11 protein-coding genes and 1 pseudogene are annotated in these 16557 nt (G+C 43.2%); 6 read left to right on the top strand and 6 right to left on the bottom strand.

Going from position 1 to position 16557, the window contains the following annotated elements; all coding sequences use genetic code 11:
* The first annotated feature begins 371 nt into the window (after window positions 1-371).
* A complete protein-coding gene (locus ACROAE_RS15065; protein ID WP_432403171.1) occupies window positions 372-2537 on the top strand; it encodes a cation:proton antiporter in 2166 nt (721 codons plus the stop codon).
* Between the two features lie 97 nt (window positions 2538-2634).
* Here ACROAE_RS15065 and bcp read toward each other — a convergent pair whose 3' ends face one another.
* A complete protein-coding gene (bcp, locus tag ACROAE_RS15070) occupies window positions 2635-3102 on the bottom strand; it encodes a thioredoxin-dependent thiol peroxidase (protein WP_432403173.1) in 468 nt (155 codons plus the stop codon).
* 94 nt (window positions 3103-3196) lie between these two features.
* Complete coding sequence (locus tag ACROAE_RS15075) at window positions 3197-3733, bottom strand: glycine cleavage system protein R (protein ID WP_432403175.1); 537 nt, start codon at window positions 3731-3733, stop codon at window positions 3197-3199.
* Window positions 3734-4281: 548 nt separating this feature from the next.
* Here ACROAE_RS15075 and dapA point away from each other — a divergent pair.
* The 4 genes and pseudogenes from dapA (at window position 4282) to ACROAE_RS15095 (ending at window position 10851) form a co-directional block, all read left to right on the top strand.
* Window positions 4282-5163 carry a 4-hydroxy-tetrahydrodipicolinate synthase gene (gene dapA / locus ACROAE_RS15080; RefSeq protein ID WP_432403177.1) on the top strand — a complete coding sequence of 294 codons (882 nt, stop codon included), beginning with the start codon at window positions 4282-4284 and terminating at the stop codon, window positions 5161-5163.
* 7 nt (window positions 5164-5170) lie between these two features.
* A pseudogene (bamC, locus tag ACROAE_RS15085) lies at window positions 5171-6265 on the top strand (outer membrane protein assembly factor BamC); the annotation flags it as partial.
* A gap of 411 nt (window positions 6266-6676) precedes the next feature.
* Entirely contained in the window at window positions 6677-7759 is a 1083-nt protein-coding gene (locus tag ACROAE_RS15090) for an efflux RND transporter periplasmic adaptor subunit (protein WP_432403180.1), read from the top strand.
* Entirely contained in the window at window positions 7756-10851 is a 3096-nt protein-coding gene (locus ACROAE_RS15095) for an efflux RND transporter permease subunit (RefSeq protein ID WP_432403182.1), read from the top strand. Before ACROAE_RS15090 ends, ACROAE_RS15095 begins: the two co-directional genes overlap by 4 nt.
* Window positions 10852-11063: 212 nt before the next feature.
* Here the strand turns inward: ACROAE_RS15095 and ACROAE_RS15100 are convergent, their stop codons facing one another.
* Both ACROAE_RS15100 and fadE read right to left on the bottom strand, forming a co-directional pair.
* The gene (locus tag ACROAE_RS15100; RefSeq protein ID WP_432403237.1) at window positions 11064-11498 is read right to left on the bottom strand and encodes a PaaI family thioesterase; all 435 of its coding nucleotides are present in this window, start codon (window positions 11496-11498) and stop codon (window positions 11064-11066) included.
* 84 nt (window positions 11499-11582) lie between these two features.
* Entirely contained in the window at window positions 11583-14030 is a 2448-nt protein-coding gene (gene fadE, locus ACROAE_RS15105) for an acyl-CoA dehydrogenase FadE (protein ID WP_432403184.1), read from the bottom strand.
* Window positions 14031-14290: 260 nt separating this feature from the next.
* On the opposite strand from fadE, the gene ACROAE_RS15110 reads away from it, so the two are divergent.
* Window positions 14291-15070, top strand: a complete 780-nt coding sequence (locus ACROAE_RS15110) for a class II glutamine amidotransferase (protein ID WP_432403186.1) — start codon at window positions 14291-14293, stop codon at window positions 15068-15070.
* Here ACROAE_RS15110 and ACROAE_RS15115 read toward each other — a convergent pair.
* Together ACROAE_RS15115 and ACROAE_RS15120 are read right to left on the bottom strand one after the other, a co-directional pair.
* A complete protein-coding gene (locus ACROAE_RS15115; RefSeq protein WP_432403188.1) occupies window positions 15056-16060 on the bottom strand; it encodes a DUF3108 domain-containing protein in 1005 nt (334 codons plus the stop codon). The two genes, ACROAE_RS15110 and ACROAE_RS15115, sit on opposite strands and share 15 nt — an antisense overlap.
* Before the next feature lie 42 nt (window positions 16061-16102).
* Window positions 16103-16447 carry an MGMT family protein gene (locus ACROAE_RS15120; protein ID WP_432403190.1) on the bottom strand — a complete coding sequence of 115 codons (345 nt, stop codon included), beginning with the start codon at window positions 16445-16447 and terminating at the stop codon, window positions 16103-16105.
* Window positions 16448-16557: the final 110 nt, after the last annotated feature.

Consider the following 16557-nt stretch of genomic DNA (forward strand, 5'->3'; position numbering starts at 1 on the left):
TCGCCGGTAAGATAAAGGTGATATGATAAAATGACATGAGTTTTTAACAATTAAATTATAAGCTTAGTAAGCTATTTTGTGATTAACACAAAATGTGATAGCGATCAAAAGTGCTTGATCATGTAGTAAAATTAGTATGTTATATGCTGAATTTGCGCCAAATAACCGACATATTATTCAGTTGAGTTAGGGCTTCATTACGGTTAGTCATAAGGAATGAGATCGCGATTACTGATTAACATCGTACTAACCTTTTTCGGTTTAGGTTATAAAACGAATAAACCAGAAGCACATAACAGTTCACGTATTATCGTGAAGCACATTGCAAGTGTTGCCACTTATTGCAGTGTTATTAAAAGAAGGAATCAAATATGGTTGAACACATCACAGGCATGCTGGCATTAATCGGTGTGTTGTCGCTTTTGTGTCAATGGGTGGGTTGGAAGTTACGTTTACCTGCTATTTTACCGCTACTACTTTGCGGTTTATTGTTAGGTCCAGGCCTAGGTATTTTAAATCCTGATGAGATTTTTGGCGACTTGCTCTTCCCGATTATTTCGTTAGGGGTTGCGGTCATCCTATTTGAAGGCGCACTGACTTTAAACTTTAAAGAAATTAAAGATCATGGCCGTATGGTCACCAACCTGGTGAGTATTGGTGCATTAGTTACCTGGCTCGTGATTGTCCCTGCCGCGCACTTTTTAATGGGCTTTGAGTGGAGTATTGCCGCATTATTCGGTGCCCTAGTGGTGGTAACTGGCCCGACCGTAATTGTGCCAATGCTACGTACAGTTCAACCTAAATCTAACCTCGCCAGTATTTTGCGCTGGGAAGGTATTGTGATTGACCCCATTGGCGCCCTAATGGCGGTTTTGGTGTTTGAGTATATTGCGGTTTCGAACGATCCCACGACTCATGTATTGCATGCTCTTGGCTTAACCTTGGTCATTGGTTTTGGTTTAGGTGCTATTGCCGGGTATTTAACGGGTTTGGCTATCCGTAAAAACTTATTTCCACATTACTTACTCAATACCGCAGTATTAACCATTATGCTCGGGGTGTTTGTTGGTTCTAACTTAGTACAGCATGAGTCAGGTTTATTGACCGTAACCGTGATGGGGATCCTATTGGCTAACATGCGCGGCGTAGACATTGCCGACATTTTAGAATTTAAAGAAACCCTTACCGTATTACTGATCTCGGCACTGTTTATTTTACTGGCGGCGCGATTAGATTCTGGTGCGATGCTTGACCTTGGCTTTGGCGGTATTGCTGTTTTATTAGTGGTGATGTTTGTGGCAAGGCCATTAAGCATTTGGATATCGGGGCTTGGTACTAATTTATCATCAAAAGATAAATGGTTTTTAAGCTGGGTTGCACCAAGGGGTATTGTTGCCGCGGCAATTTCATCATTATTTGCGATTAAGCTTGAAGCGGTTGGCTTAGAGGGGGCAACCTCCATTGTACCGTTAGTGTTTTTAATCATTATTGGTACCGTTGTTATTCAGAGTTTAACGGCTGGCCGATGGGCTAAGTTTTTGGGTGTAAAAGAAGGTTCGAACCAAGGTTTATTGATTTTTGGTGCATCTAATTTTTCACGTGAACTGGCGAAAGTTTTAATATCGAAAAATATCAAAGTGGTGTTAGCTGATAATAACTGGGACAGTATTCGCCAGGCGCGAATGGAAAATATTCCGGTGTACTTTGGTAACCCTGCGTCAGAACACGCTGAAACCTACATGGACTTAAGTGGTGTAGGTCGCGTGCTTGTAATGTCGCCATATCGTCAATTAAACCCATTGGTGTCATTCCATTTCCAAGACTTACTGGGTGTTGAGAAAGTGTATGGTTTGAACAATGCTGACACTGGCAGTGCCCGTCATCAATTGTCTGAGACTTACTTAAAACGTTTGTGTTTGTTTGGTGAAAATATCTCATACGCCAAAATTGCCAGTTTAATGGCCAAGGGTGCAGTGTTAAAAGTCACCAACATTACTGAAAACTTTACTTATGAGCACTTTAAAAAGCGCTACGGTGAAACCGCATTACCATTAGTGTATTTAACCAAAGAAGGTAAAGTAAAAGTACTTTCAGGTATAGGTCCATTTGAGTTCCCTGTGGGAATTGAGTTAATCAGTTTGTTACCTCAAGAAGCACAAGACCAAGCGATTATTCAACGTGCATTAGATGATGAAGCTGACCGCCAAGCTAAGGCATTGGCAGAAGCAGAAGCTAAAGCCGCAGCGGAAGCGCGAGCTATCCGTGAAGCAGAAGAAGCTGAACAACGCGCAATCGATAAGGCGCGTCGTAAAGAAGAAGAGCTTGCACAGTTTGAAGAGCAAGAAAAGGCGCGTTTACTTGCTGAAGAACAAGCTGTTATCGCGAAAAAAGAATCGGCAGAAAAAGCCAAATTGGTAGCCGCTGAGAAAAAAGCGGCGGCCGTTGCGGTGAGTCAATTATCTGATGAGTCAGCGACAGTGGATGCGCCAACAGAAGAAGATAAGCCTGAACAACAGGACGACCCTAAAACGGTTTAACCGTTAGCGGGTAACAAAAAGGCTTAGCATAATTGCTAAGCCTTTTTTATTGCCGGGAGTTATCGATAGTTGTCAATGTTGACTGCGAATTTGATAACTATTCCGCTAATGTTGCCAGTACCACTTCGTGATGGTCTTTGGTTTTAAACTTATTGAGTACATGGCTAACTTTGCCATCCGTGCCCACGATAAAGCTTAGGCGATGTATGCCATCATAATGTTTACCCATAAATTGTTTTGGGCCCCACACTCCAAAGCCATCAGCAACAGCATGATCTTCATCGCTAAGTAAGGTGAAGTTGAGTGCTTGTTTGTCTGCAAATTTGGCTAGCTTTGCCACTGGATCTGGACTGATACCGAACACGGTGACGTTTAGACCATCGAGTTGGGCTTTGACATCACGCAATCCTTGAGCTTGCACTGTGCAGCCAGGGGTAGAGGCTTTAGGGTAAAAGTATACCAGCACGGGGCCATGAGTGAGAGCTTGCTTAAGAGACACGGTTTCGCCCGCTTGGTTTTGTAAACTAAAGCTAGGTGCAGTATCCCCTACGGTTAATGTGTTCATGATTTGTCCTTATCAGATGAAATGCAGATAATACGCAGCATTGCTGAACAAGGTTCAGCTTGTCAACGTGATTACTCTGAGTAATGAAATATTGTTAAGGCGCCGCAATGCCTTGCATACGCTTGATGGTGCATTCAAGTGACATTGATTCTGCCAATTCGTGAATACCTTGTTCAAGCTTTAATAAGTCGACTTTATCGGGAATGTTAATTGCCAATAAAATGGATTGCGTTTTAAGATTGTCATTATCGTCAGCGTGCGAGCGAACCGCGGCTAAATCTAAGCCCCGTTCGGCCAAAAACTGGGTGATACTCTTCATGGTGCCACGCTGATCTTCACCGTTAAACAACACTTCAATGCGCGAGATAAAGTTTTTAGGTGTGTGTTTTGAGGTGCGCTTCATTACGGTCATTAATTCAAGTTCGACACTTAAACTCGGTAATAAGCTTTCAATTTTGGTTATGGCGGTCCACGAGCCCGATATCATCATAATTAAGGTAAATTCATTACCGAATAATGCCATACGACTGTCGACAATATCGCAATCGCATTCACTTGCTAAACGCGCTAAACGACTGACTAAACCAGGGCGATCTGCACCCATTGCCGTAACGACCAGGTAGTTGGTCATGGATTTTCCTCACTGTCGATATCTCTGAGCGAAAACGCATGCCGATGCAGTGCGTTTTTGTGCGGGTGCTAATGCTAACATTTATCTGCAAAACACCTCAAGATACTAACCCATATCGGTCACATTAATGTGATTATTTTTTAGTGGCTAAGGTCGAAAAATGCTAGCTTATACCATTGCGCGTTAGTAAGTGATCTCTCAGCGAGAATGTAAAAGGGCTTAAACAAGGCGAATGACTGAATGAATAGTTATTCTCTTTCGAAGTCATGCAACGCAGTGTAAGCCCTTTTAAAACTCGCCTGAAAGGAATGCCCCAGCGGCTTTTGCTTTGCGTTCTCGCTATTTGAAAGGGAACAACCATTACTACATAGCGACGCCTTAATCAAAAACCGCTGGATGCATTCTGAGTGGTCACTTATTAATGCGCAATGGTATTATACCGTTATAGAGAACTGAAATGACTTATTTCAGAGAATGCTTGCCGTAGAGCTTGTCATTAGTGGTTGGCATCAGTAACATAGCGAATCCTGAAACCTTGGGGAAGATAGATGATAAACGGAAGCATAGTAGCCTTAATCACACCAATGAATAGTGATGGCACAATAGATTATGCAAGTCTTGAAAGACTTGTCGAGTTTCATATAGAGCAGGGCACAGATGCCATTGTTGCAGTCGGTACGACCGGTGAGTCGGCGACATTGCCAATGAAAGAGCATGCTGCTGTTGTGGCTCAAACCGTTAAGTTTGCCTCAGGTCGTATTCCTGTTATAGGTGGCAACGGCGCCAACGCGACGGCAGAAGCTGTTGAGCTGACTAAATCACTGCAAAATACTGGTGTAGTCGCCATGCTTGGTGTGACGCCTTATTATAATAAGCCAACGCCAAAGGGATTAATTGCCCATTATAAGGCCGTTGCTGCTAGCACCGACATTCCACAAATTTTGTATAACGTCCCTGGCCGAACTTCAGTTGATATGAAGCCAGAAACCGTTGCAGAATTAGTCGGCGTGAGTAACATTATTGGTGTTAAAGAAGCGACTGGCGATGTTAGCCGTGTTGCACGCTTACGTGAGCTGTGCGGTGAAGACTTTATGCTTTACAGCGGCGATGATGCCACCGCACGCGAGTTTTTATTGCTTGGCGGTAATGGTGTCATCTCGGTTGCAAACAATGTGGTTCCACGTGCGTTTAAAGCCATGTGTGATGCCGCTCTTGCTAAAGATGCACAATTAGCGAAAACGATTGATGAGCCATTAAAGGGCTTATACAGTTCTTTATTTTGTGAAGCCAACCCAATTCCAGTGAAATGGGCCGTTCACAAGATGGGATTAATCTCTTATGGACATATTCGTTTGCCTTTAACTGAACTTTCTGAGCAGTTTCATGGTCTGTTAATAGAAACAATGAAACAAGCCCAGATAAAGGTATAATAAATTCATGTTAAAGAAAGTCACTCCGTTACTTCTTGTTGCAGCTGTTTCAGCTTGCAGTACGCCATTAGATCGTCGTCAAGCCAATGGCAATGACGACTTCATTAATGCTGAAACTTCACCGTTATTGACTATTCCTGAAGGGTTAAATACCCCGACTTACAGCAAAGAGTATGAAATCCCAGCTGTTGGAACCAAATCTGACAAAGCGTTAATCGGTAAAAAACTCGATATTCGTGCGCCGCTTCAAGTGCTGCCAATGGCAGAAGGCTCTCATATTGAAGAAAGCAGTGACAATATTCGTGTTGTGATTGATTCAATTGAAAGTACCACTGATCTTAAACAAGAAATCTTTGATGTCATTAAAGGTTACTTAACCAAGAGCAACATGGTTATTCGTGCTGAAGATTACGCAGCCGGTGTTATCGAAACCGATTGGATTGAACACGAAGAACTGATTGAGTCGAGTTGGTGGGGTAGCGATAAAGTGTATACGCTGCGTCAGCGTTATAGCTATAACATCGACGTTAAGCCTCACGGTCGCTCTGGTAGCGTAGCGATTAGCTTGCTAGAACACGAAGAGTTTTATAACGGCGAAGATCAAAAAATCTTATTGAGTGGTGATGATAAACGTCGTTATACCACCGACATGCTTAATAATGCCATTGGTTATATGGGTGTTGAACGTGACCGAGCCATTCGCGCTGCACGTATTAAACAAAGTTTGGGTATTAAAGTTGACTTAGTGACAGGTGCTGCTTCAGATGCTGCTTACTGGTTAGCGGATGCAAATTACCAATCTGTGTGGGATCGCTTACGTTTAGTGCTGCCAGAAATGGGCTTTGATGTTGTCGATATGGATACCAGCAAAGGCTTGTTCTTCATTAATTTAGAAGAGAGCAGTGGGTTCTGGAGTTCATTATGGGGCGATGAAAAGCTCACATTGAAAAAGGGTAATTATCGTTTATTGCTTGAAGAAACCGACAACCCAGATCAAACTAAAATCTTACTACACGATGTAGAAGATAATGAGCTAGACAATGAAGAGATCACCGAAGTGTATCAAATCTTGTCAGATCTTATGCAAGAAGATCGTAAAATCTCTGAAAATTCACAACAACAAGCACCGGTGCAACGTGAAGAACGTGGTGAAGGTGGTAAGAAGCGTGGTCAAAGACCCTAAGTGATTTACTCAGTAGATTAAAAAAGACGCATTTATGCGTCTTTTTTTTTAAGCTAATTGTCACAATATGTGTCGATTGTAAGCTATTTGTAACAAGTTAACTTGTGATGATGGGTGTTAAATTAAGCTTTATGCATTTTTATGCAACATTTATGCGTTAATGTTGCGTAATGTGTATGTTTGTTGCATAAGTTGTCATGGTGAACCACTTTTAACGTATGTGCGTAATATGTTGGCGTAAGTAAAACGCCTTGAAGCAAGCGGTTTGCTGAGTACAATCTCTGTTATTAATAATAAATATTCATTTTCCTCGATGGTTACGGACAAACAATGAAAAAAATACTATTACTGATCGCCATAGTGTCAATCGCGCTGTTCGGTTACTTCTCTTTCCTGCCTGAAAAAGCACAAATACAACGTCCTCGAGCGATACCCAATGTGGTCGTCGCTAAAGTGGAAGTGATGCCGATTCGTGACGAAGTGGAAGCTCTTGGAACAGGTAAAGCATATGAATCGATTATCGTGACCTCGAAAGTGGCCGAAATTGTTAATCAAATCAACTTTGATGATGGTGAGCTTGTTGAGAAAGGTTCAGTGTTGGTGTTGCTTCGTAACGACGAGCAAAAAGCTAAAGTAGCGGTTGCGGAAGTAAAACTGGCAGAAAATTTACGTGAGTTAGAGCGAATTAGAGCCCTTGTGACCAGTAAGACCATTGCTGAATTGGAACGAGACCGACTACAAAGCCTCATCGACACCACCCGTGCTGAAGTTGAGCAGGCCAATGCCGCCTTACATGATCGCATTATTAAAGCCCCTTTTTCTGGTCGGTTAGGTCTGCGCCAAGTGAGTGTGGGCAGCTTAGTCACCCCTGGTGAGCAAATCAGCACATTGGATGATATCAGTAAAATTAAATTAGATTTCTCAGTACCGGAGCGTTTTATTCAGGAGTTGAAACCTGGCAAGTTAGTCGAAGCCAGAGCTGTTGCTTATCCCGATCGTGTATTTAAAGGCGTCGTGACCTCTATTGATAGCCGAGTTAACCCAAGTACGCGTGCCGTGATCGTGCGCGCCGTAATGCCAAACAGCGATTTAAGCTTGCTACCTGGCATGTTAATGAAAGTGAAGTTAATTAAACAAAGCCGCGAAGCGTTGTTATTACCTGAAGCAGCGATTGTTCCTATTCAAAATAATCATTTTGTCTATGTTGTGAATGCTGACAATAAAGTAGAGCAAGTGAAAGTGACTCTGGGCATTCGTACCCGTGGTTGGGTTGAAATTACGGACGGTCTTGAAGTGGGCAAGCAAGTCATTATTCGCGGTATTTTAAAAGTACGTCCGGGTGATGAAGTGAAAGTGCAACAAGCGGAAAACTTTAAGTTTGCACAAGTCGAAGGTACGGAGAAGTCGGCATGATATTAACTGACTTATCGGTTAAAAGACCGGTTTTTGCATCGGTTATCAGCATCTTGCTGATTGTATTGGGTTTAGTGTCGTTTGGTAAATTACCGTTACGCGAATACCCAAATATTGATCCACCGATTGTTTCGGTAGAAACAAGCTACCGTGGTGCCAGTGCCTCGGTTGTAGAAAGTCGAATTACCCAATTAGTTGAAGACCAAATTAGTGGTGTTGAAGGTATTCGTCATATCAGTTCATCTAGCAGTGATGGGCGCTCAAGCGTCACGATTGAATTTGATATTAACCGCGATATCGAAGCTGCCACTAACGACGTGCGCGACCGGATTTCTGGCTTATTAGAGCAATTGCCTGAAGAAGCAGATTCGCCATCCATTTTTAAAGCCAATGGCAGCGATGAAGTGATCATGTGGCTTAACCTAGTGTCTGATCAAATGGACATTTTGCAGCTTACTGATTATGCCAATCGTTATTTGGTTGACCGTTTCTCGGTGATCGACGGGGTATCAACATTGCGCCTTGGTGGCGGCAAGGTTTATGCATTACGGATTTGGATAGACCGCCAAGCACTCGCGTCTCGCAACTTAACCGTGTCAGATGTGGAAGATGCACTGCGCTCGGAAAACGTTGAGCTACCTGCAGGTTCTATTGAATCCAAAGAACGTCATTTTACCGTGCGTTTGGATAGAGTATTCAAAACAGCTGAAGATTTTTCTAATTTGGTGATTACCCAGGGTGATGATGGCTATTTAGTCAAACTGGGTGATATCGCTAAGGTTGAAATTGGCTCTGAAGAAGAACGAATTATCTTTAGGGGCAACAAAGAGGCCATGATTGGTCTAGGGGTCAGTAAGCAGTCAACTGCCAACACCTTAGAAGTTGCTCGAGCGGCCAATGCGTTAGTCGAAAAATTAAATCCGACATTGCCAGCCGGCATGGAGATTAAGCGCTCATACGACAGCTCTGTGTTTATTGAAGCGTCTATTGACGAGGTATATCAAACCTTGTTTATTGCGATGATATTAGTGATTGTGGTGATTTACCTGTTTTTAGGTTCAGTAAGGGCGATGTTAATTCCTGCTGTGACGGTACCGGTATCGTTGCTAGGAACCTTTATTGTGCTTTATGCGCTCGGTTACACCATCAATTTATTAACGTTACTCGCGATGATCCTCGCCATTGGTATGGTGGTAGATGATGCGATTGTGATGTTAGAAAATATTCACAGACGCATCGAAGAAGGTGACTCGCCGTTAAAAGCGGCTTTCTTAGGGGCTCGTGAGGTCGCATTTGCCGTGGTCGCCACAACCTTAGTACTGGTAGCGGTATTTATGCCTATTACCTTCCTGGAGGGCGATTTAGGTAAGCTATTTAAAGAGTTTGCGGTCACCATGAGTGCAGCAGTGATATTTTCAAGTATTGTTGCGTTAACACTGACCCCAATGATGTGTTCTAAATTGCTTAAACCTGCTGATCAAGATCCGTGGTTGGTTAAGCAAGTCGACAAAATGATGAGCAAATTATCCGATTGGTATTTAATCACACTTAATACCGGCATGAAACGTCCTATGACGGTGTCGCTTGTGGTGTTAATTGCTTTTGTACTGAGCGGCTACTTACTCAATAAAGTGCCACAAGAGTTTGCGCCGCAAGAAGACCGTGGTTCGATGTTCTTAATGGTAAACGGACCACAAGGCGCCAGCTTTGAATATATTGAAAAATATATGGATGAAGTGGAAGGTCGGTTAATGCCTATGGTGGAAAGCGGCGAAATTAAGCGTTTGCTTATTCGTGCTCCGCGCGGCTTTGGTACTGCCTCTGACTTTTCAAATGGCATGGCAATTATAGTACTCGAAGACTGGGCAGAACGTCGCAGTGCTAACGAAATCATTGTCGAGATCCGTGAGCGTTTAGCTGATCTAGCCGGCATTAGAGCTTTCCCGATTATGCGCCAGGCTTTTGGTCGTGGTGTAGGGAAACCCGTGCAGTTTGTGATTGGCGGACCCAGTTATGAAGAGCTGGCTGATTGGCGTGACATCATGCTCGAAAAAGCCAAAGATAATCATAATATTGTCGGTTTAGATCATGATTATCAAGAAACAAAGCCACAATTGCGGGTAGTGATTGACCGCGAACGTGCTGCAGACCTAGGCGTTTCTGTGTCGCATATTGGTAGCACATTAGAGTCAATGCTGGGCTCGCGCTTAGTCACTACTTTTATGCGCGATGGTGAAGAGTACGATGTGATTGTGGAAGGTAATCGCGAGAACCAAAGCACGGCGACAGACATGGAAAACATTTATGTGCGCTCTGATCGTACTCAAGAATTAATTCCGTTATCTAACTTGGTGTCGATTGAAGAGTTTGCCGATGCCAGCTCGCTCAACCGCTACAATCGCATGCGCTCAATTACCTTAGAAGCTAACCTTGCCGCAGATTACAGTTTAGGCGAGGCATTAGATTACATGAATACTCTCGCGGCCACTTATCTGCCTGCTGAAGCGGTAATTAGCTATAAAGGCCCTTCGTTGGATTACCAAGAATCGGGTAGCTCAATGAACTTTGTGTTTTTACTGGCCCTGGGCATCGTATTTTTAGTGTTAGCGGCGCAATTTGAAAGCTTTATTCACCCCATGGTGATTATGCTTACCGTGCCATTAGCGACACTCGGTGCATTGGTTGGTTTATGGGTCACTGGACAAAGTATCAATATTTACAGCCAAATTGGGATCATCATGTTGGTTGGTTTGGCGGCTAAAAATGGTATTTTGATTGTTGAGTTTTCTAACCAACTGCGCGATCGTGGTGTTGAATTTCAGCAAGCGATTTTGCAAGCTTCTACGCAACGACTTCGTCCGATTTTAATGACCGGGATCACGACTGCAGCAGGCGCCATTCCATTGGTGATAGCTTCTGGTGCTGGCGCCGAAACGCGCTTCGTGATTGGGGTCGTGGTGTTGTCAGGTATTTTATTGGCGACGTTCTTTACCTTAATCGTCATACCAGTAGCTTACAGCTTATTTGCGCGTAACAGCAGCTCGCCTGAAGCGGTGGCTAAGCAGTTAGAAATCGAATTAAAAGAAGACTAACAGCGGCTCGCAAACGCTAAAAAAAGCCAGTCATGTCAATGACTGGCTTTTTTGTTTCTAGTTGCTAATTTTTACATTTATCTCATCGTGTTCATGTCCAGTACGCACGTCTTTTACTTTTTATGTATTTTATTTATCACGTATTTAACTTTTCACGTATTTTAAATGTCGCGCCGGCTGTTTAGCCACTCGCTTTGTCGTGACTAAAAGTGTTACGGACGAATAATAAGGCAGGTGGCTGTTGCGGTTGCTAATAACTTACCGTCTTCGGTGGTTAACGTGCCTTGTGAAATCCCTAACGACTTAGACAAGTTCATTAAGTTACCTTTAGCCACTAAGCGAGTATTTTGCGGTACTGGGCGCACCATTTTAATGTTTAAATCAATGGTTGAGTAACTCACGCCAGCGGGCAATGCAGAATGCACAGCGCACGCGGTGACTGTGTCTAATACTGTTGCAGCAAAACCACCATGAACCCCGCCCATGGGATTAAGATGGCGTTCATTAGCAAAGGCTTCAAATGTCACGTTGCCTTCATTGACCTCGATGGGCTTCATCGGAATCACTTCGCTAATTGAAGGGGCAGGAATGTCGCCATTTAATATGGCTTGCATTTGTTGTAATCCAGTGAGTTTTTTCATCATTATCCTTTACGATTTATGTCATTCACAATTTTTAACCATAAAAAAAGGTAAAGCATACGCTTTACCTTTTTACACAGAGCTTATTGATTAAGCTGCTTTTTCTTGCTTAGCTTTCGGGGCAAGTTGAGCACGTAATTCTTCAGAATCAAAATCATCAACGTTAATTGATTTCAGACGACCAATTTCAGCACGTTCAAGTAAAGCGATTTCGCTGTCGCTTAACACACCTAGCGCTTTACCTTCTGCAGCAACTTTATCTAACCACATAAAGGGTAGACGTTTACCCGCAGCCTTACAGACTTTGTCATACAGTGGTTCTGCAGCAAGAATATCTTTAAATGTTTGTTCTTGAATACCCACTGCGTTGAACTCAGATGGGGTCCAGAACTGGCCTTTACCTAAACGATCACGGCTCGCACACGGCGTTTGCATGATCTTAGCCACTTTGTGATCCAATACATCACTTGGACGCTTAATAGGACGACCGAATGGGAAGATTACTGCACGCAGTGCAATACCAAGACCCATTGGGAAGTTGTTAAGCAAGTCGTCTAATGAATCTTGTAACTTGTATAACGAATCTTCTACAGCCCATTGCACTAAAGGTAAATCTTCAGTTAAACGACCATCGTCTTCATAACGTTTTAACGTCGCAGAAGTCAGATACAACTGGCTTAACAAGTCACCTAAACGTGCAGAAATACGCTCTTTGCGTTTAAGGTTGCCACCTAACGTTGCCATGGCTAAGTCAGACAGTAACGCTAAGTTAGCACTGAAACGGTTCATCTGCTGATAGTAGCGCTTGGTTTTATCTGAATAAGGGCTATTCGAGAAGTAAGATGAGGTTAAGCCCATCCAGAAACTACGAATAAAGTTAGACGTTGCAAAACCAATATGACCAAAGATAGCTGAGTCGAAGTTATCTAAACCACGGCTAGCATCAGTATCAAATGCTGATTCCATTTCGGCCAATACATATGGATGACAGCGGATGGCGCCTTGTCCATAAATAATCATTGAACGAGTTAGAATGTTTGCGCCTTCAACTGTAATGGCAATCGGTGCAGCTTGATAGCCACGGCCTAAATAGTTATTTGGGCCTAGACACACACCTTTACCGCCGTGAATGTCCATTGCATCAATGACACACTTTTGCATTCTGTCGGTTAAGTGGAACTTAACGATGGCTGAAACAACTGATGGTTTTTCACCTAAATCGATAGCGGTAGTGGTTAATGTTGCCACTGCATCCATTAGATAAGCATTACCGCCGATACGCGCCATTGGCTCTTCGATGCCTTCTAACTTACCGATAGGTAATTTAAATTGACGACGAATACGGGCATAGGCACCTGTTGCAACTGCAGCAGTTTTAACGCCACCGGCAGAGTTTGATGGCAGGGTAATACCACGGCCAACAGATAAACATTCAACCAACATTCTCCAACCTTGGCCGGCCATTTCTGGTCCACCAATAATGAAGCTTAATGGCACAAACACTTCGTTACCGCGTGTTGGACCATTTTGGAACATACAGTTCAACGGGAAGTGACGACGGCCAGTTTCAACACCTGGGATGTCAGTAGGAATAAGCGCACAAGTAATGCCTAATTCTTCTTTATCACCGAGTAGATGATCTGGATCGCGCAGTTTAAACGCAAGGCCTAATACTGTTGCGACAGGCGCTAAGGTAATGTAACGCTTGTTCCACGTTAGCTTCATACCAAGCACTTCTTCGCCTTGGAACTCACCTTTACATACCACACCAAAATCTGGGATAGAACCCGCGTCACTGCCTGCTTCTGGGCTGGTCAGTGCAAAACATGGCACTTCTAAGCCTTGAGCTAAACGGGGTAAATAATGATCTTGCTGTTCTTTAGTACCATAGTGCTGCAATAGCTCACCAGGGCCTAACGAGTTAGGTACACCTACTGTTGAAGCGAGTTCACTGCTCACACCAGCTAATTTCTGTAATACGCAAGATTGCGCATAAGCAGAGTATTCTAAGCCGCCGTATTTTTTCTTAATGATCATGGCGAAGAAGCCATTGTCTTTAAGGTACTGCCATACGTCTTGTGGCAAGTCACCCAACACATGTGAAACTTCGTGTTGATTGAGCATTTTACACACTTCTTCAACAGGGCCATCTAAGAAGGCTTGTTCGTCTGCCGTTAAGCGTGCTTTAGGATAGTTATGTAATTTGCTCCAGTTAGGGTTACCGGCAAATAAATCTGCTTCCCACCACGTTGTACCTGCTTCGATGGCTTCTTTTTCGGTAGAAGACATTTCAGGCATGATGCCGCGATAAACTTTTAACAGTGGACTACTGATATAATTCTGTCTAAACGATTTGATATTTAATGGTAGTGCGATAACCAGGAATACTATCCAGGCAATAACACCAGTAATGTCCATTGTGCTGCCAACGACTAACATAACTGCCGCAGCAATTGTGGTCGATAATAACGATACTCGAAGGTATGCCATAGCGCCGAGCACAAAGATCATCGCGATGATCCAAAGTAGGGTGGTCACTGTACTTCTCCTTAAAGCTATTTATGTAGACTAGAAATAGCTTATTTATTATTGATCTCATTCACAGGAAACCTTGTGGTCAGACCTGTGTCACATAAAAGTTAACCTTATGTAGCCTCGAATACAAGTGTTTTTCAAACAATTGTTTAAAAATTTGTGTGTTTGAAACATTCCACTCATTAAGCATAGTAGATACAATACGTTCGACTAATGAAAATGGGTCAAAACCGCTCAATTTTACAACCATAAAGGCAAGATTAATGTGCGAATTACTGGCGATGAGTGCCAATGTACCAACGGATATTGTGTTCAGTTTTACTGGTTTAGCTGAGCGTGGCGGTGTCACGGGTCCGCATGTTGATGGTTGGGGCATTACGTTTTACGAAGGCAAGGGTAATCGTACGTTTAAGGATGCTTGCCCTAGTAGTAAATCTTATATTGCCGATTTAATTAAATCTTATCCGATTAAGAGTGAAATTGTGGTGAGCCACATTCGACAAGCCAATCGAGGTTGCGTGTCTTTGGTCAATACCCACCCATTTACCCGAGAGTTATGGGGCCGTTATTGGACCTATGCCCATAATGGTCAATTATCGGGTTATGAGAAAAAATTTGCCGGTGTATCTCGGTTTCAACCCGTGGGTGACACCGACAGTGAATTGGCATTTTGTTGGATTTTAGAATCGGTTGTAAACCAGTTTGGAGAGCATGAGCCGCACAATATGCAACTGGTGTTCGATTATATTGCTCAGCTAGCAGACGAAATTCGTGTGCTTGGTGTGTTTAATATGTTACTCAGTAACGGCATTGATTTAATGGCGTATTGTACCAATAATTTATGCCATATCACCCGACGCGCTCCGTTTGGTCAAGCCACGCTCATTGATACCGATGTGGTGATAGATTTTAGTCAAGAAACCACGCCAAACGACGTGGTGACTGTGATTGCGACTCGGCCGCTAACCAACAATGAAAATTGGGTAGTGTTAACCCCTGGTGAATGGAAGCTATTCCGCAAAGGCGAATTAGTCTTCAGCTAGTTGCTTAATCTCATCCAATTCAGACTCACTGATTTCAGCATCATTTTCAGTTTCTGCTGCAAGAGCATCTAATGCTGGAGCGTGCTCAGTTGCAGGACCATCGATAACGATTGGGGTCATAGGTGGCAGTGGTTTTTCAAAATGGTAGCTGGCTAATTGAATGTCTAATTGCTTACTGCCTTTTGAAAAATGACTCAATCTTACCGGCAAATAAGCTAAATCGGGTGCCATCCAAAAATAGGTTTGGCGCTTTTTCGCTTTCTTTGCCTCGCGAACCACTTCTACTTTAACCGTTTCATAGGTGCCGCTGTTAAGTGTGAGGGTTTCTTTGCCTAACACTCTAAACTCGTAATCATCCACTTCTTTTTCTTTAACCATTTTATAATCTAACGGTCTAGTATTTGCGGCTAAGTCCATTCTAAATTGCAGTTGCACCATAAGAGGGTCGAACACTTTCTCTTGATAAGGTAACTTTAATGCTTCTTGCTTGTAGATGGTGTGAATAAACGCCTGTGCTTTGGCAAATGCCGTTTGCTCAGTGTAATCACTGCCGGTACCGGTGCGTTCATGGATGTATCGAAAGGGGACAAGTTTGCCATTTTCTAAGGTAAATTCACTTTTAAGGTGACGCTCATCAGACAGCATTAATAAGCTAACATCGCTGTTAAACTCGTAAACATAATAGCCGCTGTCGGAGGCTGGGAGTCGATAGTTGGCTTCACCTAATTCGATACTGCCATAATACACAGTATATTTAGCTGTGTGAGCGGTTAAAGGCGACATAATTGCCGCTTGTTGATCCACACTCAAGGGGATGACTGGATTGAGTTGTTCAACTTTTTCGGCAATCGCTAACGTTTCTGAGGCATTAAGTTGGGTTGTCGACTCTGCATCAGTGACTGCTGGTGTTGACTGGACAGCCGCTTGTGTATACGCCACAGGACTGAGACAGAACATCATAGTGAATAAGCGAGTTAATTGGTTGATCAATGTATCAATACCTCAACAGTGAATAAAGTTAATAGCGTGAAATTAAAAAGGCAGTGTCATTACTAGCGTAGCAAGATCGGGTTTCCATTGATATTGAGACAACGAAATCTTACCCGCGTTCACTGTGATGCCTTCTAATCTCAGTATTTCTTGTTGTGTACGAAAAGGCTCAGTGTCTTTTGCAAATGAAATTTTACCTTGGCTGTTGATGACACGATGCCAGGGCAGTAATAGGTGTTCTGGTGCGAGTTTTAATGCTCTTGATACATATCGTGCTCGGCCAGGAAGCCCCGCTAAATCTGCTACTATCCCATAAGGTAACACAGAGCCAGATGGGATAAGATTAACAATAAACCATATTCGCTCCATGGGCGTCAGTTTTGTCATGCGCTTCCAATTGAGTGGTTATTCGATGTGTATTAGCGATAGATAATAGAAAAACGGCGCTGAATGTACAACCGCAATTTATAATAAGTTAACAGGTTACAGGGCAATGA

The sequence above is a fragment of the Shewanella sp. MF05960 genome (genome assembly GCF_050849305.1).
In the GTDB taxonomy this organism is placed as follows: domain Bacteria; phylum Pseudomonadota; class Gammaproteobacteria; order Enterobacterales; family Shewanellaceae; genus Shewanella.